Origin of the sequence: Niveibacterium sp. 24ML, from assembly GCF_026586805.1 — a bacterium.
Lineage (GTDB): Bacteria > Pseudomonadota > Gammaproteobacteria > Burkholderiales > Rhodocyclaceae > Niveibacterium.
Map to the genome: position 1 here is coordinate 258,903 of NZ_JAPFHA010000002.1, position 21,429 is coordinate 280,331.

The following is a 21,429-nucleotide window of genomic DNA, read 5'->3' on the forward strand; positions in this document are numbered from 1 at the left end:
TAGCGACTTACGCGCCCGTTTCGCTTGCCGCCTTGCCGCCCGCTGCCGCGTGTGTTGCGTGATGCGGCAACAGGCGGCGGACGAAGTTGATGCCATCGTCGACGTAGGTGAAGACGACCGGGATTACCAGCAAGCTGAGGAAGGTGGAGGTGATCAGCCCGCCGATCACGACAATCGCCATCGGGGCGCGGAAGCTGGGGTCCACGCCCAGGCCGATCGCGATCGGCAGCATGCCGGCGCCCATTGCGATGGTGGTCATGACGATCGGGCGCGCGCGCTTGTGGCAGGCGTCGAGCAGGGCGTCCCAGCGCGACATGCCGTGGTTGCGGCGCGCCATCACCGCGTACTCGACCAGCAGGATCGAGTTCTTCGTGGCAACCCCCATCAGCATGATCAGCCCGATCATCGAGGGCATCGACAGCGCGGTGCCGGTGAGGAAGAGCGCGAGGAAGGCGCCCGGCACCGAGAGCACCAGCGCAGCCAGAATCGTCACCGGCTGCACGAAGTCGTGGAACAGCAGCACCAGCACGATGTAGATGCACAGCACGCCGGTGAGCATCGCCAGGCCAAAGCTGGCGAACAGTTCCGCCATTGCTTCGGCGTCGCCCACCGTGGTTTGCGATACACCCGGCGGCAGGTTCTTCAGGCTGGGCAGTTCCAGCGCTTTGGCCGACACCTCGCCGAGCGGTTCGCCGTTGAGTTCGATCTCGAAGTTGATGTTGCGCAGGCGGTCGTAACGGTCGATCTGTGCCGGGCCGCTATCGACCGTGAGCGTGGCGATGCTGCCCAGCATCACCGGCCCCTTGCTGCCCGGCACGCTCAGGCGTGCAATCAGATCCAGGTCCTGCCGCGCATCGGCCTTGAGCTTCACCACCACCGGCACCTGGCGTTGCGACAGGTTCAGCTTGGCCAGGCCCTGGTCGTAGTCGCCCGCGGTGGCGATGCGCAGCGTATCGGCAATGGCGGCGGCGGTGACGCCCCGCTCGGCCGCCTTGGCGAAATCGGGCCGCACGATCACCTCGGGCCGCACCAGGCTGGAGGTGGAGGTCACCGCGCCAATGCCGGGGATGGTGCGCAGTTCGCGTTCGACCTTGGCGGCATGTTCGCTGAGCAGGCGGCCATCTTCGCCGGCCAGCACCAGCACATACTTCTGGTTGGCGCCCGGCAGGCCGACCGAGACGCGCGCGCCCGGTATCACTTCGAGCGCGCGGCGCAAGTCGCCTTCGATGTCTTGTTTGGTGACGCCGGGGCGGTCGCCGCGCGGCGTCATGTTGATCGTCAGCGATGCCTTGCGCACCTCCGATGCGCCGCCCGCAGCCCAGGGGTCGCCGCCGGAATTGCCGCCGCCGATTGCGGTGTAGACCAGCTTCACATGCGGGTGCTTTTCGACCAGCGCCCGCGCCTGTTCGGCCACCGCGAAGGTCTGTCTGAAGGTGCTACCGGGCGGCAACTCGATCACCACCTGGCTTTGCGAGAGGTCGTCGGGCGGCAGGAAGCCGGTTTCAAGGTACTGCACCAGCGAGAACGAGCCGAAGAAGAACACCGCCGCTGCCAGCATCGTCCAGCCGCGATGATGCAGACAGGCCTTGACCCAGCCGGTGTAGACGTCGAGCCAGCGCGGCTCGACATGCTCGCCCTTTGGGGGCTTGAGCAGGTAGGCGGCCATCATCGGGGTCAGCATGCGCGCCACCACCAGCGAGGCAAACACCGCAATCGCGGCGGTCCAGCCGAATTGCACGAAGAACTTGCCGGGCACGCCACCCATGAAGGCGGTGGGCAGGAAGACGGCGATCAGCGTGAAGGTGGTGGCGATCACCGCGAGGCCGATCTCGTCGGCCGCTTCCATCGCTGCCTGGTAGGGGGTCTTGCCCATGCGCAGGTGGCGGGTGATGTTCTCGATCTCGACGATTGCGTCATCGACCAGGATGCCGACCACGATGGAGAGCGACAGCAGGGTCACTACGTTGATCGAAAAGCCCAGCATGTGCATGCCGGCGAAGGCCGGGATGATCGACAGCGGCAGCGCGGTGGCCGAGACCAGCGTGGCACGCCAGTCGCGCAGGAACAGCCATACCACCAGCACGGCGAGCAACGCGCCCTCATAGAGCAGATACATCGAGCCGTGGTAGTTCTCTTCCACCGGCTGCACGAAGTTAAAGGCCTCGGTGATCGTGACGTCCGGGTGTTCGGCCTTGAGCGCTTCGAGCGCGGCGCGCACGCCTTGTTCGACTTCCACCTCGCCGGCGCCGCGGCTGCGGGTGATCTCGAAGCCCACCACCGGCTTGCCGTTGAGCAGCGCAGCCGAGCGTTTTTCGGCCACCGAGTCGCTGACCTTGGCGACCTGGTCAAGCCGGATCCGGCGCCCGTCAGAGAGCGGGATCTCCATCGCCGCCAGTTCGGCCGCCGAGGCCACGGTGGCGATGGTGCGAACCGATTGTTCCGATCCGCCCAGATCGGCCCGCCCGCCCGAGGCTTCCTGCTGCACCTGGCGCAACTGGCGCGAGATGTCGGCAGCGGTGGCGTTGAGCGCGAACAGGCGGTCGGGGTCGATTTCGATGCTCACCTCACGGGTGACACCGCCCACGCGCGCCACGGCGCCCACGCCGCGCACGCTGAGCATGGCCTTGGTGACGTTGTTGTCCACGAACCAGGACAGCGCCTCTTCGTCCATGCGGCTGGAGGCGATGGCGTAGGTCAGGATCGGGACGCCAGCGAGGTTCACCTTCGAGATCACCGGATCGCGCAGATCGCCGGGCAAATCCGAGCGCACGCGTGAGACGGCATCGCGTACATCATCCACCGCTTCCTGGGTGTCCTTCTCCAGCCGGAATTCGGCAGTGATGGTGGCGGTGCCGTCCTGCACCTTGGTGTAGATGTGCTTGATGCCCTGCAAGGTCGCCATCGAGTTTTCGAGCTTGCGTGCCACCTCGGTTTCGAGCTGCGCCGGGGAAGCGCCCGGCAGGCTTGCGGTGACGACGACCATCGGCAGATCGATGTCGGGGAAGTTCTGGATCTTCATCGCCTTGAAGCCGACGATGCCGGCGGCGGTGAGCAGGACGAAGAAGAGCAGGGCCGGGATCGGGTTGCGGATCGACCAGGACGAAACGTTGATTGCCGACATGGTGGGGCTCAGTTCTTTGCGGCGCTGACAACGCGCACCGTATCGCCATCGGCAAGGAAGGCGCCGCCGGCCGCGACCACCGCGGTGTCTGGCTTGAGCCCACGGACCTCAACCCGGTCGCCGACGCGGCGGCCCACGTCGATCTTCTGCTGCCGTACGCGCGAATCGGCCTCGACGACCATCACGTAGCTGAAGCCGTCGCGCAGTGACACGGCGCTTTGCGGCAGGCTCTGGGCGCTGAGCTTGCCGATCTCGACTTCGCCGCGCGCGAACATGCCGGCGCGCGCCGCACCCGCTTCGGTCAGGTCCGCATACACCAGGCCGGTGCGGGTTTGCGGGTCGATCGTGGGGGCCAGCACACGCACGCGACCGGTGGCGCTGGTGCCGCCTGCAAGATGCAGGTGCACCGTGGCGCCGGGCGTGATCTGCGACATTTCGGCCTCGGCCAGTTCGCCGCGCCACTCCAGGCGGCCGCCGCGGATCAGGCGGAACAGCTCGCCCTGCGCGATCGAGCCCACCGTGCCGGTGCGCGCCGAGATCACGCCATCGTCCGGCGCCACGACGCGGGTTTGCGACAGGCGTACTTCGTCGGCCCGCAAGCGTGCGCGCTGCGCTTCCACCCGGGCCTGGGCGGTCACCACCGCGGTTTCGGCCTGCACCATCTGCTGCGCGCTGGACATGCCGGCGCTGCGCAACTGGCGCGTGCGTTCAAGGTTGGCCTGCACCTCGTTGAGGGTCGCTTCGGCTTCGGCCAGGCCGGCCCGCGTCTGCGCGGTGTCGGCGTTGAGCGTGTCGCTGGCCAGGCGCGCGAGCAACTGGCCCTTGCGCACGGTATCGCCGACGTTCACCAGCACTTCGGTGATGCGCAGCCCGCCCAGTTCCGGCCCGACGGCTGCTTCTTGCCAGGCGGTGATGCTGCCGTTCGCGCTGAGCGTGCGCGCCCATTCGGCGGTTTCGGGCTTGACGGTCTGCACCGTCAGGGCGGCTTTGGCGCCGGGCTTTGCGGCGGCATTGGCGGGTGCCTTGGCCGGCGCATCGGGCGTGCCGCGCGTGGCGACGAAAAGGCCAATGGCGATGGCGGCGACGATGAGTGCCGCAATGACAGCGCGTTTGCGCAATTGCATGACTGCCTCTGATCTGGATGCTTACCGGTTAAGTGGCCCGCTTCCCCGCGGACGCCGACTTGGGCTCTGGGCCTGTGGGGGGCGTTGCGCTTTGGCGCGCCGAGCCTGCGATGCTAGGGCAGCACCGCAGGCATGACAAGGCGGCCGGGTGGGCGAACGCGGAGGCTGCGCGCGATGATTCTTGCGCCCGAATTTGTACGGCATGTGTCAGCCAGGATGCGCGCGGGGGGGGAAACGGAAAACGGCCCGTGCGGGCCGTTGTCATGTGCGACTGCCCGCCCGAGGCGGGGGTGTGCGCGGATCAGGGCTTGGGTTCGCCGACGAAGATCTCTACCCGGCGATTGCGCGCGCGGCCGTCGGCGGTGTCGTTGCTGGCGATCGGGTCTCGCGCGCCGCGCCCGTCAATGCTGACCCGCGTGCTGGCCACGCCGCGGCCGGCCAGGTAGTTGCGGGTGCTGGAGGCGCGGTTGACCGACAGCGGGTCGTTGATCGCGTCAGAACCGGTGCTGTCGGTATGGCCGACCACGCGCACTTCCGTGGCCTTGTTCTCGTTCAGCGTGGTCGCGAAGCGGTCGAGGATCGGGCGCATGTTCGGCTTGATGTCGGCGCGGCCGGTATCGAAGGAAAAGTCGCCCGGTACGTCGAGCTTGAGCTGGTTGTCGGCGGTCTTGCTCACCTGCACTCCGGTGCCGGCGGTGGCCTTTTCCATCTCTTTCTTCTGTTTTTCCATGTGGGCCGACCAGGCATAGCCGCCGGCCGCACCGATCACCGCACCGATGGCGGCGTCGCGGCCGACCTTGTTGCTGCCGGTGGCGGCCCCGATCAGGGCGCCGGCTGCGGCACCGCCGAGCGCGCCAATGCCGGCGCCCTTGGCTTTGTTCTGCGAGCTTTCATCCATGGTTGCGCAGCCGCCCAGCGCCAGCGTGATGGCGGTGGCGAAAGTGGCGAGTCGGGTCTTGTTCATGGTGAATTCCTGTTCGTGTGACGATGACAACTTTGCAAGTTTGCGCCACCCGTGGCGCCGCGGTTGCTACGAAATGAAACGGGCCGCATCGCGGCCCGTTGGGTGCTGCCGGTGGGCGCTGCTCAAGCCTGCTTGACGCAGTCCACGAAGTACTTCTTCTTGCCATCCACGACTTCGCTGACGAGGCCGTGCACATCAGTTTCGAAGCCGGGGAAGCGGTCGTTGAACTCGCGTACGAAGCGCAGGTAGTTGCAGATCGTGGCATTGAAGCGCTCGCCCGGGATCAGCAGCGGAATGCCGGGCGGGTAGGGTGTCACCAGCATGGCGGTGATGCGGCCTTCGAGTTCATCGATCGAAACGCGCTCGATCTCGCGGTGAGCCATCTTCGACCAGGCATCGGTCGGGCGCATCGCCGGTTCCATCTCCGAGAGGTACATCTCGGTGGTGAGGTGGGCCACGTTGTTGGCGGCGTAGAAATCGTGGATCTGCTGGCACAGATCCTTCAGCCCGATTTTCTCGTAGCGCGACTGCTTGCCGATGAATTCGGGCATCACGCGCCACAGCGGCTGGTTGCTGTCGTAGGCGTCCTTGAACTGCTGCAGCTCGGTCACCATGGTGTTCCAGCGGCCCTTGGTGATGCCGATGGTGAACATGATGAAGAAGGAGTACAGGCCGGTCTTCTCGACGATGATGCCGTGCTCGGACAGGTACTTGGTCAGGATGCTCGCCGGGATGCCCCACTCGGCAAAGCTGCCGCCCACATCCAGGCCCGGTGTGATGATCGTGGCCTTGATCGGGTCGAGCATGTTGAAGCCTTCGGCCAGGTTGCCGAAGCCGTGCCAGCGCTCGCCGGCGCGCAGCATCCAGTCTTCGCGCAGCGCCATGCCGTCGTCGGCCAGGTAGTCCGGGCCCCACACCTTGAACCACCAGTCGGCGCCCCATTCCTCGTCCACCTTGCGCATCGCGCGGCGGAAGTCGAGCGCCTCGGCGATCGACTCCTCGACCAGCGCGGTACCGCCGGGCGGTTCCATCATCGCGGCGGCGACGTCGCACGAGGCGATGATCGCGTACTGCGGCGAGGTGGAGGTGTGCATCAGGTAAGACTCGTTGAAGGTGTGCAGGTCCAACTGCCGCTGTTCCGAGTTCTGCACCAGGATCTGCGAGGCTTGCGACAGGCCGGCCAGCAGTTTATGCGTGGACTGCGTCGAGAACATCATCGACGCCTTGCAGCGCGGGCGGTCGGCACCGATGGCGTGGTAGTCGCCGTAGAAGTCGTGGAAAGCGGCGTGTGGCAGCCAGGCTTCGTCGAAGTGCAGGGTGTCGATCTTGCCATCGAGCGCCTGCTTGATTTCCTCGACGTTGTAGAGCACACCGTCGTAGGTGCTTTGCGTGATCGTCAGCACGCGCGGCTTGGCGTTCTTGTCGGTGATGAACGGGTTCTTGGCGATCTTCTTCTGGATGTTTTCCCAGCTGAATTCGCTCTTCGGGATCGGGCCGATGATGCCGAAGTGATTGCGCGTCGGCATCAGGAAGACCGGGATCGCGCCGGTCATGATGATCGAGTGCAGGATCGACTTGTGGCAGTTGCGGTCTACCACCACGATGTCGCCCGGCGCCACGGTCGAGTTCCACACGATCTTGTTCGAGGTGGAGGTGCCGTTGGTGACGAAGAACAGGTGGTCGGCATTGAAGATGCGTGCGGCGTTGCGTTCCGACGCGGCGACCGGGCCGGTGTGGTCGAGCAGCTGGCCCAGTTCATCCACCGCGTTGCACACGTCGGCGCGCAGCATGTTCTCGCCGAAGAACTGGTGGAACATGCGGCCGACCGGGCTCTTGAGGAAGGCCACGCCGCCCGAGTGCCCCGGGCAGTGCCACGAGTACGAACCATCCGCCGCGTAGTGCACCAGTGCGCGGAAGAAGGGCGGCGGCAGGCTCTCAAGGTAGTCGCGCGCTTCGCGCACGACGTAGCGGGCGATGAACTCCGGCGTGTCCTCGAACATGTGGATGAAGCCGTGCAGCTCGCGCAGCACATCGTTCGGGATGTGGCGGCTGGTGCGGGTTTCGCCATGCAGGAAGATCGGGATGTCCGGGTTGCGGAAGCGGATCTCCTGCACGAAGGAGCGCAGCTCGCCGATCGTTTCTTCTGCCTCGTCGGAGGTCAACTCCTCGTCGTCGATCGAGAGGATGAAGCAGGATGCGCGGCTCTGCTGCTGGGCGAAGGAGGTCAGGTCGCCGTAGCTGGTGACGCCCAGCACTTCCATGCCTTCTTTCTCAAGCGCATCTGCGAGCGCGCGGATGCCAAGGCCCGAGGCGTTCTCCGAACGGAAGTCCTCGTCGATGATGATGACTGGAAACTGAAAGCGCATGGCCGAACCCCGCAAAGCCAAAAGAGAAAACGGGTTGTGCGGCAGCACCCCCCGTCGGAAAGGCGCGAATGATAACAGCGTCGTGTGTCAGCGAAAGGGGCTTGGCGCAGCAGATCGGCGTAAATGCAAACGCCTGTCGCAAACTTGCAAGCGCAGCCTTGCGCGGCGGGCCCGCGCGGGGCTCAGTAGCCTGCCGTCAGGCGGTGCAGACGGGTCTCGTCGTAATAAAGCCGGTCGCGTTCCTGACGCAGTTCGTAATCGAGCCGCGAAAGCTCGGCGCGCAGCTTGCGGCGCGCATCGTCGGATTCTGCTTTTTCGAGCTTGTATTCAAGCGAGCGGCGCTGGCTGTCGAGGCTGCTCACGCGTTGGCGTTGGTCGTAAACCGCCCGCGCCACGCGGTAGTGGTCGGTGAACAGCGCATCGGTATCCGGCGGGCAGGTGCCGTAGTAGGCCGCACCGGCAAGGCCCACTTCAATCGCGTTCTCGGGCGTGCAGTAGCGGAGCAGGCCTGCGTCGTAGCCCTTGAAGTAGAGCGGGCGATCAACCTTGATGCCGATCTTGCCGCAGGCTTCGCCATGATCCGATGCCCGCGTGCGGGCAGCGCCCGCGAGGCCGTCGCGATAGCCGATCTGCTCCCAGTCGGCATCGCGGCACTCCTTTTCCGACAGGCTCGCGCAGCCGCCCAAGGTGAGCAGTAGCAGCGGCAGCGCAATCCAGCGGGACTTCATGGCTCAGATCTTCGGCAGCGTCACGCCGGTCTGGCCGAGGTACTTGCCGCCGCGATCCTTGTACGAGGTCTCGCAGATTTCGTCCGACTCGAAGAACAGCATCTGCGCGACGCCCTCGTTGGCGTAGATCTTGGCCGGCAGCGGCGTGGTGTTCGAGAACTCCAGCGTGACATGGCCTTCCCACTCGGGCTCCAGCGGCGTGACGTTCACGATGATGCCGCAGCGTGCGTAGGTGCTCTTGCCCAGGCACACCGTGAGAACCGAACGCGGAATGCGGAAGTACTCCACCGTGCGGGCCAGCGCGAAGGAGTTCGGCGGGATGATGCAGAAGTCGCCGGTGAAATCCACGAAAGTCTTGTCGTCAAAGGCCTTCGGATCAACGATGGTCGAGTTGATGTTGGTGAAGACCTTGAATTCGTTGGCAACGCGCACGTCGTAACCGTAGGACGAGGTGCCGTACGAAACGATCCGTTCGCCATTGGCCGAGCGCACCAGCTCCGGCGCGAAGGGCTCGATCATGTTGTGTTGTTCCGCCATGCGGCGGATCCACTTATCGGATTTGATGCTCACGGTTCGAGCTTCCAGCTTAGAAAAAGACCGCGCATTCTACCTTTACCGCTTGCGGTGTGGGGGTTGCGTCTCTGGTGGTCTGGCGGCTGCTTGGGCTTGATCTTGCAGGCATGACGAACGCTTCTAGCATCTCACGCCCCCGTTTTTCCCTCACAGGGCAAAGACCGCATCCTCAACAAATCGGCGTAGTGACAGGTACCTGGCGATTGGCTAGCTTGATGGCGCCCGCAACAGAAACAAAGCAAGTTCAGCGTTCGGCGCTCGGCAGCGGCAGCCCGCTCGCTGGCGAAAACTCAATTTCAACGATGCTCGCTACTGGTCGCCCCTTGATCTCGCCGGGCACGAATATCCAACGTTCGATCGTTTCGAGTGCCGGCCCAAGTTGCGCGCGGAGCGCCTCTGGATCAAGGTCAATGCGCGCGACACTGCCTTCAGTGGTGATATATAGCCGAACCTTGACGGGCGCGGCAGGCGCGACCCCATTGGGGAACAAGGCGTCGAATTCAACCGGCGTCAGCAGCTCGGTCTTTCTGGTTAGCGCTTCCTGGGCATAGAAAGACGGAGCTTCTTGTTTCAAATCGACTTCGCTCGAGGCGTCCGATGCAGGGCTTGCGCTATCGGAAGCCGCATGCGTTGTTGCCTTGAAGCTCGCGACGATGTGCGCGCTTTGCGCAGGTTGCCATCCCCTGCTGTTCCGATGCGCACCCTCTTGAATGTCGGTCCGTAGCCCGAAGTACAGCATCGCGTGCAGCAGAACTGAAAGCACGGTGGCAAATGACAGGCGGGACCGCGGCGAGCCGTAGATCACGCGCCAAGCGCAGTGCGTATCAGCCGCCCCGAGGCTCCAACCGTTTGTCGCGTCTTGCGACCCGCTGGTCTTGCACGGCTTACGTTTGGGCGGGTCTGTTACGATCATTGAACCAAGAACGGAGGATGAGGTTATGAAGGGCTCAAACGGATTTACGCTGGTTGAAATGATGATCGTGGTCGCCATTGTAGGCATTCTTGCGGCCGTCGCGATTCCATCGTATCGGCAGCATGTGGAAAAGGGTCGCATTGCCGCAGCGACAGGCTTGCTCGCTGAGTCAAAAGTGCGAATGGAGCAAATCTTCAACTCGAACCGCTCTTACGAAATAGAACCCAATAAATGTCTCGACCTGACGGCAACATTTGCGGATTCAAAGTTCACTCCAACAGTCACCTGTAGTGCAAGCGGCTTCACGATTTCAATCTCCGGCACGGCAGGTGGGCCAATGGTTGGGTTCAGCTACTCGATCAATCAGGCTGGCGAGAAGTTTTCCACAACGCCGGATTCGGGTGGTGAAAAGGCATGCTGGCTGCGGGCGCGGGGGACCAACGCATGTTGACCCGCATTCTCAAAAGTGAGGCACGGGGCTTCACTCTGATCGAACTCATGGTATCGGTCGCCATTCTTGCGGTGCTTCTGTCCGTCGGTGTGCCGGCGATGTCGACATGGACGAAGAATGCGGCAGTCGCAGCACGCGGCGAGACTATTCAGAATGGCCTGCGGCAGGCATATGGCGAAGCGATTAGGCGAAATGCGCCAGTGCAGTTCATCCTCACGGATGGTCCCGCGACTGTGAATGGGGTTACGTCGACAGCCAAAACGAACGGTAAAAACTGGATTGCCAGGGTGCTCGATGCGGCGGCATTTCCTGGCACCCTCACCGTTGTAGGGTTTGTGGCGGGCTCTCCGGCGGCTGAGGTGTCCGGCTCGGGTGGTTCGACAATCGAGGGGCCTGCATCGGTCATTTTCACGGGTTCGGGCCGGCTGCTGAACAATTCAGGAAATCTCTTGTCGAGCTACCAAGTTTATCGCGTATCGAATCCCGCAAGCACACGAGTCATGTGTGTCTTTGCTTCGCCGGGCGGGGGCGTGCGGAGTTGCGATCCTGCTTACGCTAGTGGTGATCCAAGGGCGTGCCAGCCAATCCTGACAGCGACCCAATGTAGAAAGGCGGGTGTCTAAATGGCGCGTGTTCACCAGAATCAAGCCGGGTATGCACTCCTGGAAGCGTTGATGTCGATTCTTGTATTTTCGCTGGGCCTGATCGGGATTATTGGTTTTCAGGCGACAGCGATCAAAGTTTCAACGGAAAGTCAGGCGCGCACGGAGGCTATGCTCCTTGCTGACGAGCTCATAGTTCAGATGTCGGTGTCCGATCCGGCAACGCTGAAGTCTGAATTTGCCACCGGAGGAAGCAAGTACAGGTCTTGGTTTGATGACCGTGTGGTCGGCGGCAGCAAATTGCCGAGTCCTTCCGCGGCGGTGTTCGTTTCTGAAGGCTCTACGCCGACCACGATGAGGGTGCGTGTGTGTATTGACTGGGAGGTTCCGGGCGATAAAGACGTCGCAGGGTTTAGTCCGGACGATGAGTGCCCGCGCTCTGGAACCGATCCGTGGAAATTCCAAACAACCGCTTTGGTTTTCTGATTGGCAACTGACATGAATACCAGTCTCAGCGCGCGTTTGCGCCGGCAGCAGCAAGGCGTAAGTCTTATTGAGGTGATGGTGGGCGTCTCACTGGGGATCGTCGCATCCCTGGTGGTTACCAGCGTCTACTCTGCAAGCGAGTCCTTTCGGCGCAATATAAGCGGGGGGGCAGATGCAATGCAGACCGCTGCGCTTGCATCCGTTCGCATTGATATGACGGTTCAGGAGGCTGGGGCCGGTTTCGTGCGTGCCAGCAACCTCTGGGGATGCAAGCTCAATGCAAAGAGTGGCACCACACAGCGTATGCCGTTGACCGCAGCAGCGCCGACGCCTTTTTCCGCGATACCTATTAATCTGCGGATGGTGCCAGTTGCAGTGATCAACGGCGGAAGTGGATCTGATGTCTTGCTTGTATTTTCCGGGGACTCAGCGGGGAGCAACCGGGACGTGCTCTTCGATCCGGCAGTCGAGTCTCTTGTCACGAGCGTTTCCTTGGCAATCTCACCAAAAGATCTTCTTTTAGTCGTTCCGCAGGACTTCACCGGGGATCCGGGTGATTGCCAGATTGTTCAGGTGGCGAATTCTTTCGCGCCCGGGGCTGCGGTTTCTGATGCGGGGCTCGGCGTCAAGGTGGCGGCAGTGGCCCCGACGACAGTGCCTCTGGATAAGACGACTTATGGAGATATTGCAGCCGCAATCAAACCGACCTCGCCGTCCGCGCTTCAGCTCGGTGCGGCGCCGGTATTCAGTGCATTTGCATTGAATAGCCGTGGCGAGTTACTGGAGCGAGATCTGCTTGGACGTCGCGGGCACCAAATGGTCGCGGAGAATGTGTTTCTGTTTAAGGTATTGCTCGGGGTTGATAATGGCAATGGCGGAACCCCGAACGACAACATCGTGGACCAATGGGTTTCACCTGCAACCGCAGGTTGGAGCGCCGCCGAGCTCATGGACGGCAAGGCGTCGACACAGCAAAAGATAACTCAAATAAAGGCCGTGCGTTTGGGATTGGTTACGCGCTCAAAGCGAAGCGGTGGCAGTGATGTTGTCAAGAGCGAGATCAAGCTCTTTTCTGATTTGGGTGAAAATGCGGCGTACAGCAGAACGCTCACAACCGACGAGCGAACCTATCAGTATCAACAGTACGAGTGGATTGTTCCACTTCGGAACATGAAAGCAGTTCCAAAGGGCTAAACCATGAATGTTCGAATTGGTTGCGTAAGGTCGCTGCCTCGCTCAAATCGCGGAGTGTCATTGGTAGTGGTTTTGGTGGTGCTTGTGGCGATGATGTTGGGTGGTCTTTCGGTATTGCGCGGTGTTGATACGTCGTCGATTCTGTCTGGCAACCTGGCATTCAAGCGTGACAGCATCAACCAAACAGGCAGCGGCATCGCAACGGCGCTCAGGATTATGCAAACGGCAGACTTCCGCGCAAAGGGAGATACCGATACAGGTTGCCCTGCGAATTGTGGCGACGCAGCAGTCTGGAAGAAAATGAATTACTCACCGAGATTGCTTGAGTCAGATGCCAATGGAATCCCGGTAGTCCTCAAGAGCAGCGGTACATTCGATAGCGTCTTTACGGCTGACAAACCCGCTGCAGCGCCAGGAAACACCGTACGGGTCTTGATTGAACGTATGTGCAACGGTTACGGCCTGGTTACTGAAACCAAGTGCGCCTTGGCGGCGAATTTTGAGCGTGGCGGCTCTCAGCCACAGGATAAGCCTGGCGCAGCCGCCTTGCCTCTCTATAGAGTGACTGTCCGCACGGACGGTCCGCGAAATACTCAGACGTACGCGCAAGCGATCGTTACGGTCAAGAGTGACTGACCAGAAATGGAGCGTGTCATGGAAAAGCAATATTCTACCGCTGCGCGCATAAAGCGTACTGGAGCGGGGTGTTTGGCTCTTGTTCTTCTCATTGCTGGAATACAGAATTCCGCGCTCGCCGCGAGCGTTCCTTTGGCGGATCAACCGATTCAGGCCACCCAAGCAGCCCCCGCCAATGTGTTGCTTGACCTGTCGGTTGAATTTCCAACTGCGGTGAGCTACGCAAACATCTCCGCCAAATTTGATCCTGGCAAACCGTATTACGGTTACTTTGATTCAGCGAAGTGCTACCAGTACATTGATGCCGCGATTGGTGGGGTTACTGGCTACTTCAAGCCGATTGGTTATGCGACGAATTCTGCTTGTTCAGGTAGTTGGAGCGGGAACTTCATGAACTGGGCGACCATGGCGGCGATTGACGTATTCCGCTGGGCCCTCACCGGCGGAGGTCGAGTGGTGGACCTCCCGCTCAAATTCTCTGACTCGACGGCTGCCGTGACTGTGCTGCAACGCTCTTATCTCGGCGTTCAAGCGGGAACTAAGAATTTTCCCAATCGCGTGATCAGCGATGCGGAGACTTCGGCCTATACCGAGATTCCTGGCAAACTTGGCGGTGCATTGTGTATCCAGAACGCCAACTCAAATACCGAGGTAAAATTCTTTTCCGATAATTGTGCTACTAATGACCCGAAGGTCTTTTCAGTAAACGTTCAGGTTTGCGTGCCCGGTTTGGAGGAGCCCAACTGCGCTGACTATGCAAGTTCAGATGGAAAGAGGATTATCAAGAAGCCGCATGGCCTGATGCAGGATAACAAAGGGAAGATGAATTTCGGTGCCTTTGGTTATTTGGTTTCCAATGATGACACTTCCGCCAATCTTACTATTGATGGTGGGGTGCTTCGCGGCCAGATGAATGACCTTGCCGCCGAAATCACCGAGACAGGTGCGTTTGCGCTTGATCCTGAGGGGCTGGTAGACGCGGCGAAAGGCATCGACGCTAGCGGTACCATCAATTACTTGAATCGATTTGGCTACAAGTCCGGGATCTACAAGCGCTTTGACCCGGTGAGCGAAATGTATGCTGAGTCAATAAAGTACTACAAGAACCTCGGCCCAACCAAGAGCTATATAAGCGCCGTTACTCCCGCTCTCCGCGACGGGTTTCCAGTGTTCGAGCGGTGGAATGACCCGATCAAGTACTGGTGTCAGAAGAACTTTGTCCTTGGGATTGGTGATGTGAATACTCACGCGGATCGGAATCTATCTGGCAATGCCACGACACGGCCTAAGGAGCCGGCCGGACCGATTCCGTCTGATGTCGATGGCGACCTGGCGGGGCAAACGACGAATGCCTGGACGGCGAAGGTCGGGGCTCTTGAGGGCATCACTGGCTTGGAGTCGGCTAAGTTTGGCGGGAATGATGCTGGCAATTATATTGCCGGTATCGCGCACTATGCGTTTACACAAGATATCCGCGCGGATTTCAAGAACAAGCAAAACGTGGAAACCCATTGGGTCGATGTGCTCGAGTTCGGGAATTACCGGCATCGCAATCAATACTGGCTTGCCGCGAAATATGGGGGGTTTAAGGATACGGACAAGGACGGTGTTCTGGACAAAGACACGGAAGTCTGGAAAAACGCGACGAACTTCTGGGGGCGACCGGCTGTTGATAAGCCTTTGGCTGAATATGAGATTCCCTACAATTACTATCCCGCCAGTGATGCGGGGTCATTAATTAACGGGCTTAAGAATGCATTCTCCAATATCAAAGCATCCGCTGGTGCCGGCGCCGGCGTTGGCTTGTCGAGTTCCTCGTTTTCGACTACGGCATCGGATACATCGGTGTTTCAGGTCACTTATGACAGTGAGCGCTGGACTGGTGACGTGAAAGGGTTTCGTATCAACACCATTGATACGGAAACGGGGGCTATTTCCCTGACTCCAAAGTGGAGTGCTTCGGCGAAGCTTACTGACCTTGCGAGCGGAACCGGCTGGGATTCGGCCCGGAAAATTGTAGCGGTAACCAGAACTGACTCTGGAGGGCGTATTGGTAAGCCCTTTAGGAAGTCTGATCTGCATTCGGCCGACTTTGCACTTCTTGGGGCGGATGATGCAAGACGGCAGAAGGTTCTGAATTACTTGCGGGGCGATCGGACGTATGAGTCCACTGATTCGGTGACAAAGGATTTCAGGTTTCGCAAATCGTTGTTGGGCGATATCGTGAACTCCAAGGCCATTTACGTCGGCGCTCCTTCTGCGCTGTACAGCGACGCGTTTAACCCGAAGTATTCGGAGTTTGTGACGAGCCAGAAGAGTAGAAAGACGGTCGTCTACGCCGGCGCAAACGACGGAATGCTCCACGCATTTGACGCAAGCACAGATGGTAGTGCGGATGGCGGAAAGGAATTGTTTGCCTTGGTGCCAAATGCGGTATTCCAGGGGCCCGATAAGAAACCAGAGGAAAGCGGTCTGCAAGCGCTAGCGTCCAATGCTTACACGCACCGCTATTATGTCGACGCTTCGCCTGAAGTGCGCGACGTGGACTTTGCTCGCGCTGGAGGCGCTACCGGGGCTGCATTGGATTCGGCCGATTGGCGTTCGCTTCTGGTTGTCGGGTTGGGTAAAGGTGGGCGTAGCTTCGTCGCGATGGATGTGACGGATCCGGCGTCCTGGACATCGGAGTCCGAGATTGCCAAGAAGGTGCTCTGGGAGTTTACTGCCCCGGATATGGGTTACACGTATGGTCGGCCCTTGATCACCAAGGTGCCTAAGTACGGCTGGGTGGTAGTGCTGACTGGCGGGTACAACAATACGCTTGCGCCATTTGCTAATGATGCATCGGATTTTCGGGGGAAAGGGGTGCTGTATTTTGTTGACCCCCGAAACGGTAATTTGCTGGAAAAAGTTACCACTGACGCCGGATCCTTTGGTTCTCCATCGGGGCTTGCCCAAGTAACCGGTTATACCCAAAACTACGCTGACTATACGACCGATCAGATCTACGGCGGGGATTTGGAAGGAAACGTCTGGCGTTTCGATGTCTCGCAGACTAGCAAAACGGACAGCTTTCCATTGCCGGATAAGATTGCAATCGCTAAGGATTCGGCTGGCAATGTGCAATCGATTACCACGGCACCCCAAGTTGAGTACAGTGCGTCCGATCTGAAGCGTTATGTGTTTTTCGGGACGGGCCGTCTGTTGCACAGCTATGACATCACGACTTCCGCTGCTCGTTCGCAGACGCAGACCTTCTATGCCTTGCGCGACGGCACGAAAACGAAACCGTATACCTCGGCGACGCTCCCATCTGGCGGGGCTTTTCCAACAGGCCGTACGAGGATGGCCGAAGTCACTGATCTTCTTTCTGGAGTCACCGTCGATTCAAGTAAGCCCATGGGTTGGTACTATGATTTGACCGGTGTCGAGACGGGGGCATCTGGAACGATTTCTGAGCGTGTAATCATTAATCCGCAAGCCAATGATGGAGTGATTTCATGGGTTGGAACGCGGATGAACACGGACCCATGTGATCCAGTGGGGCAGAGCTCCATTTATGCGGTGAAGTACGGTAGCGCGAAGAGCGTCTTGACCGAGACAGTCACCGTCGGAGGGGTTTCTTCGACTTTGCCGATTGCATTCAACAAGACCGCTGACGGGTTGGTTGGCTTGCAGCAAATCCGATATGGCGCGACGGTCCGTCTGCTTGGCACCAAGTCCGACGGTAGCCCTCAGTTCTATGGTGGTGGTATTGCGGGATTCGGTACGCCTAGAGTGGTCAATTGGCGAATCATTGGGCAGTAGCAGTCTTCGCTCCGTGAACATCGATCCCGGCCCTGCGGGCGGGATCGATGTTAAGGGCCGCAGGCCGTGAGCACGAGATCTCTGGTGGCACACGCAGGTGGCCAGCGGGGTCTTAAGGAATGTCTGATCAAGTCGTGAACGATTGTCTCGTCTGCCGGTCAGAGCCTTGTCATCCACACCGGATCCTCGTCCACGAAACAACTCAGTCTTGCCGCCGGGGTCTTCGAGGTGCATCGCAAGCACACGCGTCGCGAGCAATTTCTGATCGAGATGGATCGCGTGGTGCCCTGAGTGGCGTTGTGCGCGCTGAATGCACCGCACTACCCGGTGGCCGGCCGCGAACGTCGGCAGGTGGCGCTCGAACGCATACTGCGCATCGACTTACTGCAACAGTGGTTCGATTTGTCCGATCCCGGCGTGGAAGAGGCGCTGCACGACTCGGTCTCGTTCGCGCGCTTTGTCGGCATCGATCTGGGCAGCAAGACGGTGCCGGACGAAACCACGGTGTGCAAGTTCCGCCACCTGCTGGAACGTCACGAATTGGGCTCGCGGCTCTTTGAATCCGTTCAAACGCATCTTCAAGCGCAGGGCTTGAAGATTGCACGCGGCACGATTGTGGACGCGACCATCATCAATGCCCCGTCCTCGACCAAGAGCCGCGACAAGACGCGCGACGCCGACATGCACCAGACGAGGAAGGGTCAGCAGTGGTACTTCGGCATGAAGGCGCATATCGGGGTCGATAGCCAGACCAAGCTCATCCACAGCATGGTGGCGACCGCGGCCAATGTGGCCGACTCGGCTGTGCTGCCTGATCTGCTGCACGGCGACGAGACACGGGTGTGGGGCGATCAGGCCTACCGCGGGTAGCGCGAGAAGATTCGAGAGAAAGCGCCGCGCGCACAAGACTTCACCCATCGCCGCTACCGGCATCGCGGTGTGGTCGACGCAGCGGAAAAGGCGCGCAACAAGACCAAGTAGCACATCCGTGCGCGCGTCGAGCATGTGTTTGCCGTCATCAAGCTCAAGTTCGGTTGCACCAAGCTGCGCTACAAGGGCCTCGCGAAGAACGCACAGCGCCTGTTTGTCGCCTGCGCCCTGGCGAACCTCTTCATGGCACGCCACCGATTGCTGCGCGCCTGACGGGAGCGGTTCGTCCGCCGCATCCCGCTCCCTAGCAGTTTCGGGGCACATCCGCGCGGCAGAAGCGCTGAATGATTACCTAGAATCCGTCGCTTACCCCGGTGTTGCGACGACCGGTTGAATCCGCCCGCTGCGGCCAATCTGGCCGATCGAATGACCGATCCTCTGGTTCGCTGAGTTCTTGAATCGCGCGAAGCAATGCGGAAGGGGAAGGCCGTGCATCCCTTCGTCATCATCGCAGCTGGGTGCTACTCGAATACACAAGCTGGCAATTGCCCACAGCCGACGCCGACTGCCCGCCCGGTTAAGCGGGTACGAGGGGGGCATTGGTGGCGTTGGGCGCGCCTTTGCCGTGACTCTTGAGAACGTGCGCGGCGAGTCGATCGCATCGATGCGATGCCGGCAAAGCATGGCTTCGGAGGGCAAGTGCCCGTCAGCGCATTGTGGAACGTGCAGCGATTCAATGAGTGAGGCTGAGTGGCTGCGGAGCAAGGCTGCGGCCGCAGCTTAGGCGTAGTGGGCGCACTCTGCGCTTGCGGATGCCGGGCGTCATTTGCCGGCGCCGGCACTCGGTCTGCGTTGGCGCTTCGAAATGGGTAAGGCCCACGGATGTGGGCCTTGGGTGTTTGTGGTGAGCCGATGCTTTCGCTGCATCGGCGGGGCGGGCTGCAGCGCGCGCCCGCCCGAACCTTGGTTTTACTTTGCCGATACCTTGCGCCGTGCGAGGCCAAGGCCTGTCAGCGCCAGCCCGAGGAGCAGGGCGGTTGAGGGTTCCGGCACTTCGGCGGCATCCATCACGAGGTTGTCGAACTGGTGGTAGGGGCTTGCTTGCACCCAGCTCACCGAGTTGAGGTTGGAGAAGCCGCTGAACGTGAAAGTCTGGAAGAAATAGCCATCGTCAACGGTGAAGGACTGGTTGACGGTGCCGCCGCCGCTGAGCTGGCCGACGAAGGAAATCGTTGCGCCCAAGCCCCAGAATTTCGATGCCGGCGCGAGGTCAATCGAGTTCAGTGCGAAGGTGCCGCCGCTGACTTTGGCGAGCGTGGTGGTCGCGCCGCTAGAGTTGTTGAACAGGCTGGCGGATCCGAAGTACCAGCCGGTATTGCCCTGCTGGGCAGAGGCGAAGTTGTTTGAAGTCGAGGTGATCTGGAAGCCGTCTTCGGTGTAGCTGCTCAGAGAGGTGAAGCTGGTGCCGCTTTGCTCAAGGGAGTCAAAGCTGATGATCGATGCCTGGGCGCCAGTGCTCAGCAGCGCCAATGAGGCCGCGAGGGCGGAGAGTGTGGTCTTGATCTGCATGGTTTTGTCTCGTGATTGTTTGCGGTCGGGTCGCCGTGAAACGAGCAGAGCATTAAAAGTGCCAGAAGCGCGATTTCCTTGCGGTGTGTGGCTGTCGGCAGCATTGGGAGAGCGCGGCGTCATTTGGGCGTCAAGTCGGCCGACACTTCCGGCAGGGCAAGGCAATAGGGGGGCTGGCCCCGCTTGAGCCCGACAGCCAGCGCGGCTTGGGCGGTGGGCGGCTGCGCCATGCATGGCAAACCGGGAAGGTGGGTACATTAGCCCTTCAGGAACTGCTGGCCGGGCCGTAATTTGGGGAGATTTTCCATTTTCCGGGCCACACCATGGTCAAGCCGCAAAAGTTCAGGCTGGGCGAGCTGCTCGTGCAGCAGCAGTTGATCAGCCAGCAGCAATTGGAAGAAGCGCTGCTTGCGCAGAAGCAGACCGGGCGCAAGCTCGGGCGCGTGCTGGTGGATATCGGTTTGGTGACCGAAGAGCAGATTGCCGGTGCGATTGCTCGCCAGCTGGGTATGCGCTACGTCGATCTGCGCGACTTCGATGTCGACCGCAAGGCTGCCGTGCTGTTGCCTGAGACGATGGCGCGGCGCTTCCGCGCGCTGGTGCTGGCGGAGGAGGGCGCAGGCTTCCTGGTGGGAATGTCTGATCCGTCGGACGTTTTTGGCTACGACGAGATCGCCCGCACGCTCAAGCGTGATGTGTCGCTGGCGGTCTTGAGCGAATCGCAGCTGGCGCAGAACATCGATCGACTGTATCGCCGCACGGAAGAAATCAGCGGGCTGGCCAAGGAGCTTGAGCGCGACCTGGGCGACACCTATGTCGACTTCGGCGCGCTGGGCGCCACGCCAGGGGCCGAGGACGCGCCGGTCGTCAAGCTGTTGCAGTCGATCTTCGAGGATGCGGCGCAGATCAAGGCGTCTGACATCCATATCGAGCCACAGGAAACCAAGCTGCAGATCCGCTTCCGCATCGACGGCGTGCTGCACCTGCAAACCGAGAGCGACAACCGGATCACGCCGGCGCTGGTGCTGCGGCTCAAGCTGATGTCCGGGCTCGATATCAGCGAGAAGCGATTGCCGCAGGACGGCCGCTTCGCGATCCGCGTGAAGCAGCAATCAATGGATGTGCGGATCTCGACCATGCCGACGCAGTTTGGCGAATCGGTAGTGATGCGCTTGCTGGCACAGAACGCCGGCCTGCTTGATCTGGACCGCATTGGCATGCCGGCGGAGATGCTGGCCCGCTACAAGCGGCTGATCTCGGCGCCCAACGGCATGGTGCTGGTGACCGGCCCCACCGGCAGCGGCAAGACGACCACGCTCTACGCCAGCCTTGCCGCGCTCAACAATATCGAAACCAAGATCATCACGGTTGAAGACCCGGTCGAGTACCGGCTGCCGGGCATCAACCAGGTGCAGGTGAACGAAAAGATCGAGCTTTCCTTCGCACGGGTGCTGCGTGCCACGCTGCGGCAAGACCCTGACGTGCTGCTGGTGGGCGAGATGCGCGATCAGGAAACCGCGCAGATCGGCATCCGCGCTGCGATGACCGGGCACCTCGTGCTGTCCACCCTGCATACCAATGACGCGGCCACAACGCCGACACGGCTGATCGACATGGGGGTGGTGAAGTTCCTGGTGGCCACCTCGTTGCTGGGGGTGGTGGCGCAGCGCCTTCTGCGCGTGGTGTGCGAGAGCTGCAAGGAGCCCTACACCCCGCGCCCGAACGAGATGGCCTGGCTTGAACGGGAACTCGGCGCGCAGGCAAGCGGGGGGAAGTGGATGCACGGACGCGGCTGCCCGCAGTGCAATGGCACCGGCTTTCTTGGCCGCAAGCCGGTTTATGAGTTGCTGGAAATGAACGGGGCGCTGGTTGATGCGCTCAATCGGCACGAGGTGGCGGATTTTCCTGCAATCGCGCGTCAGCAGCTCGGTCAGCACACCTTGCGTCACCACGCCGCGCAACGCGTGCTGGCGGGGGAGACCACCGCGCATGAAGCGATGCGCATGGTTTCGGTGGCGGACGACTGAC

The 21,429-nt window shown here is 61.0% G+C and carries 15 protein-coding genes and 1 pseudogene; 8 read left to right on the forward strand and 8 right to left on the reverse strand.

The genetic code is table 11. The features are described 5' to 3' along the window. Nucleotides 1–7: 7 nt before the first annotated feature. From OPU71_RS02830 to OPU71_RS02860, 7 genes are all read right to left on the reverse strand, one after another. On the reverse strand, nt 8–3,121 hold the full coding sequence (locus OPU71_RS02830; protein ID WP_324256025.1) for an efflux RND transporter permease subunit: 3,114 nt from the start codon (nt 3,119–3,121) through the stop codon (nt 8–10). An 8-nt stretch (nt 3,122–3,129) separates the two neighbouring features. Continuing rightward, nucleotides 3,130–4,245, reverse strand: a complete 1,116-nt coding sequence (locus OPU71_RS02835) for an efflux RND transporter periplasmic adaptor subunit (RefSeq protein WP_267724812.1) — start codon at nt 4,243–4,245, stop codon at nt 3,130–3,132. A gap of 301 nt (nt 4,246–4,546) precedes the next feature. Beyond that, on the reverse strand, nt 4,547–5,209 hold the full coding sequence (locus tag OPU71_RS02840) for an OmpA family protein (RefSeq protein WP_267724813.1): 663 nt from the start codon (nt 5,207–5,209) through the stop codon (nt 4,547–4,549). Nucleotides 5,210–5,331: 122 nt separating this feature from the next. Further along, the gene (locus OPU71_RS02845) at nt 5,332–7,575 is read right to left on the reverse strand and encodes an arginine/lysine/ornithine decarboxylase (RefSeq protein ID WP_267724815.1); all 2,244 of its coding nucleotides are present in this window, start codon (nt 7,573–7,575) and stop codon (nt 5,332–5,334) included. Between the two features lie 182 nt (nt 7,576–7,757). Continuing rightward, a complete protein-coding gene (locus OPU71_RS02850; RefSeq protein ID WP_267724817.1) occupies nt 7,758–8,303 on the reverse strand; it encodes a DUF2799 domain-containing protein in 546 nt (181 codons plus the stop codon). Nucleotides 8,304–8,306: 3 nt separating this feature from the next. Continuing rightward, entirely contained in the window at nt 8,307–8,873 is a 567-nt protein-coding gene (gene dcd, locus OPU71_RS02855) for a dCTP deaminase (protein WP_267724818.1), read from the reverse strand. Nucleotides 8,874–9,120: 247 nt separating this feature from the next. After that, entirely contained in the window at nt 9,121–9,867 is a 747-nt protein-coding gene (locus OPU71_RS02860) for a hypothetical protein (protein ID WP_267724886.1), read from the reverse strand. On the opposite strand from OPU71_RS02860, the gene OPU71_RS02870 reads away from it, so the two are divergent. From OPU71_RS02870 to OPU71_RS02905, 7 genes and pseudogenes are all read left to right on the forward strand, one after another. Further along, a complete protein-coding gene (locus OPU71_RS02870) occupies nt 9,848–10,240 on the forward strand; it encodes a type IV pilin protein (protein ID WP_324256026.1) in 393 nt (130 codons plus the stop codon). The genes OPU71_RS02860 and OPU71_RS02870 overlap by 20 nt on opposite strands. Beyond that, nucleotides 10,234–10,863, forward strand: coding sequence for a pilus assembly FimT family protein (locus OPU71_RS02880; protein ID WP_324256027.1), 630 nt, complete (start codon nt 10,234–10,236; stop codon nt 10,861–10,863). Before OPU71_RS02870 ends, OPU71_RS02880 begins: the two co-directional genes overlap by 7 nt. Before the next feature lie 51 nt (nt 10,864–10,914). Then, nucleotides 10,915–11,328 carry a hypothetical protein gene (locus tag OPU71_RS02885; RefSeq protein WP_267724819.1) on the forward strand — a complete coding sequence of 138 codons (414 nt, stop codon included), beginning with the start codon at nt 10,915–10,917 and terminating at the stop codon, nt 11,326–11,328. 12 nt (nt 11,329–11,340) lie between these two features. Further along, nucleotides 11,341–12,522 (forward strand): PilW family protein, encoded by a 1,182-nt coding sequence (locus OPU71_RS02890; protein ID WP_267724820.1) that lies wholly within the window; start codon nt 11,341–11,343, stop codon nt 12,520–12,522. A gap of 60 nt (nt 12,523–12,582) precedes the next feature. Then, the gene (locus OPU71_RS02895; protein WP_267724821.1) at nt 12,583–13,158 is read left to right on the forward strand and encodes a hypothetical protein; all 576 of its coding nucleotides are present in this window, start codon (nt 12,583–12,585) and stop codon (nt 13,156–13,158) included. An 18-nt stretch (nt 13,159–13,176) separates the two neighbouring features. After that, nucleotides 13,177–16,962, forward strand: a complete 3,786-nt coding sequence (locus OPU71_RS02900) for a pilus assembly protein (protein ID WP_267724823.1) — start codon at nt 13,177–13,179, stop codon at nt 16,960–16,962. 171 nt (nt 16,963–17,133) lie between these two features. After that, nucleotides 17,134–18,105, forward strand: a pseudogene (locus OPU71_RS02905) (IS5 family transposase). A gap of 696 nt (nt 18,106–18,801) precedes the next feature. Here the strand turns inward: OPU71_RS02905 and OPU71_RS02910 are convergent. Continuing rightward, a complete protein-coding gene (locus OPU71_RS02910) occupies nt 18,802–19,401 on the reverse strand; it encodes a PEP-CTERM sorting domain-containing protein (RefSeq protein ID WP_267724825.1) in 600 nt (199 codons plus the stop codon). Between the two features lie 323 nt (nt 19,402–19,724). Between OPU71_RS02910 and OPU71_RS02915 the strand changes: the two genes are divergently transcribed. Next, the gene (locus OPU71_RS02915; RefSeq protein ID WP_267724826.1) at nt 19,725–21,428 is read left to right on the forward strand and encodes a GspE/PulE family protein; all 1,704 of its coding nucleotides are present in this window, start codon (nt 19,725–19,727) and stop codon (nt 21,426–21,428) included. The last annotated feature ends 1 nt before the right edge of the window (nt 21,429 follow it).

Bases quoted from the DNA above. Each gene is read 5' to 3' on its own strand.
- OPU71_RS02830 (WP_324256025.1), bottom strand. From the start codon at position 3,121: ATGTCGGCAATCAACGTTTCGTCCTGGTCGATCCGCAACCCGATCCCG.
- OPU71_RS02835 (WP_267724812.1), bottom strand. From the start codon at position 4,245: ATGCAATTGCGCAAACGCGCTGTCATTGCGGCACTCATCGTCGCCGCC.
- OPU71_RS02840 (WP_267724813.1), bottom strand. From the start codon at position 5,209: ATGAACAAGACCCGACTCGCCACTTTCGCCACCGCCATCACGCTGGCG.
- OPU71_RS02845 (WP_267724815.1), bottom strand. From the start codon at position 7,575: ATGCGCTTTCAGTTTCCAGTCATCATCATCGACGAGGACTTCCGTTCG.
- OPU71_RS02850 (WP_267724817.1), bottom strand. From the start codon at position 8,303: ATGAAGTCCCGCTGGATTGCGCTGCCGCTGCTACTGCTCACCTTGGGC.
- OPU71_RS02870 (WP_324256026.1), top strand. From the start codon at position 9,848: ATGATGATCGTGGTCGCCATTGTAGGCATTCTTGCGGCCGTCGCGATT.
- OPU71_RS02860 (WP_267724886.1), bottom strand. From the start codon at position 9,867: ATGGCGACCACGATCATCATTTCAACCAGCGTAAATCCGTTTGAGCCC.
- OPU71_RS02880 (WP_324256027.1), top strand. From the start codon at position 10,234: ATGTTGACCCGCATTCTCAAAAGTGAGGCACGGGGCTTCACTCTGATC.
- OPU71_RS02885 (WP_267724819.1), top strand. From the start codon at position 10,915: ATGTCGATTCTTGTATTTTCGCTGGGCCTGATCGGGATTATTGGTTTT.
- OPU71_RS02890 (WP_267724820.1), top strand. From the start codon at position 11,341: ATGAATACCAGTCTCAGCGCGCGTTTGCGCCGGCAGCAGCAAGGCGTA.
- OPU71_RS02900 (WP_267724823.1), top strand. From the start codon at position 13,177: ATGGAAAAGCAATATTCTACCGCTGCGCGCATAAAGCGTACTGGAGCG.
- OPU71_RS02910 (WP_267724825.1), bottom strand. From the start codon at position 19,401: ATGCAGATCAAGACCACACTCTCCGCCCTCGCGGCCTCATTGGCGCTG.
- OPU71_RS02915 (WP_267724826.1), top strand. From the start codon at position 19,725: ATGGTCAAGCCGCAAAAGTTCAGGCTGGGCGAGCTGCTCGTGCAGCAG.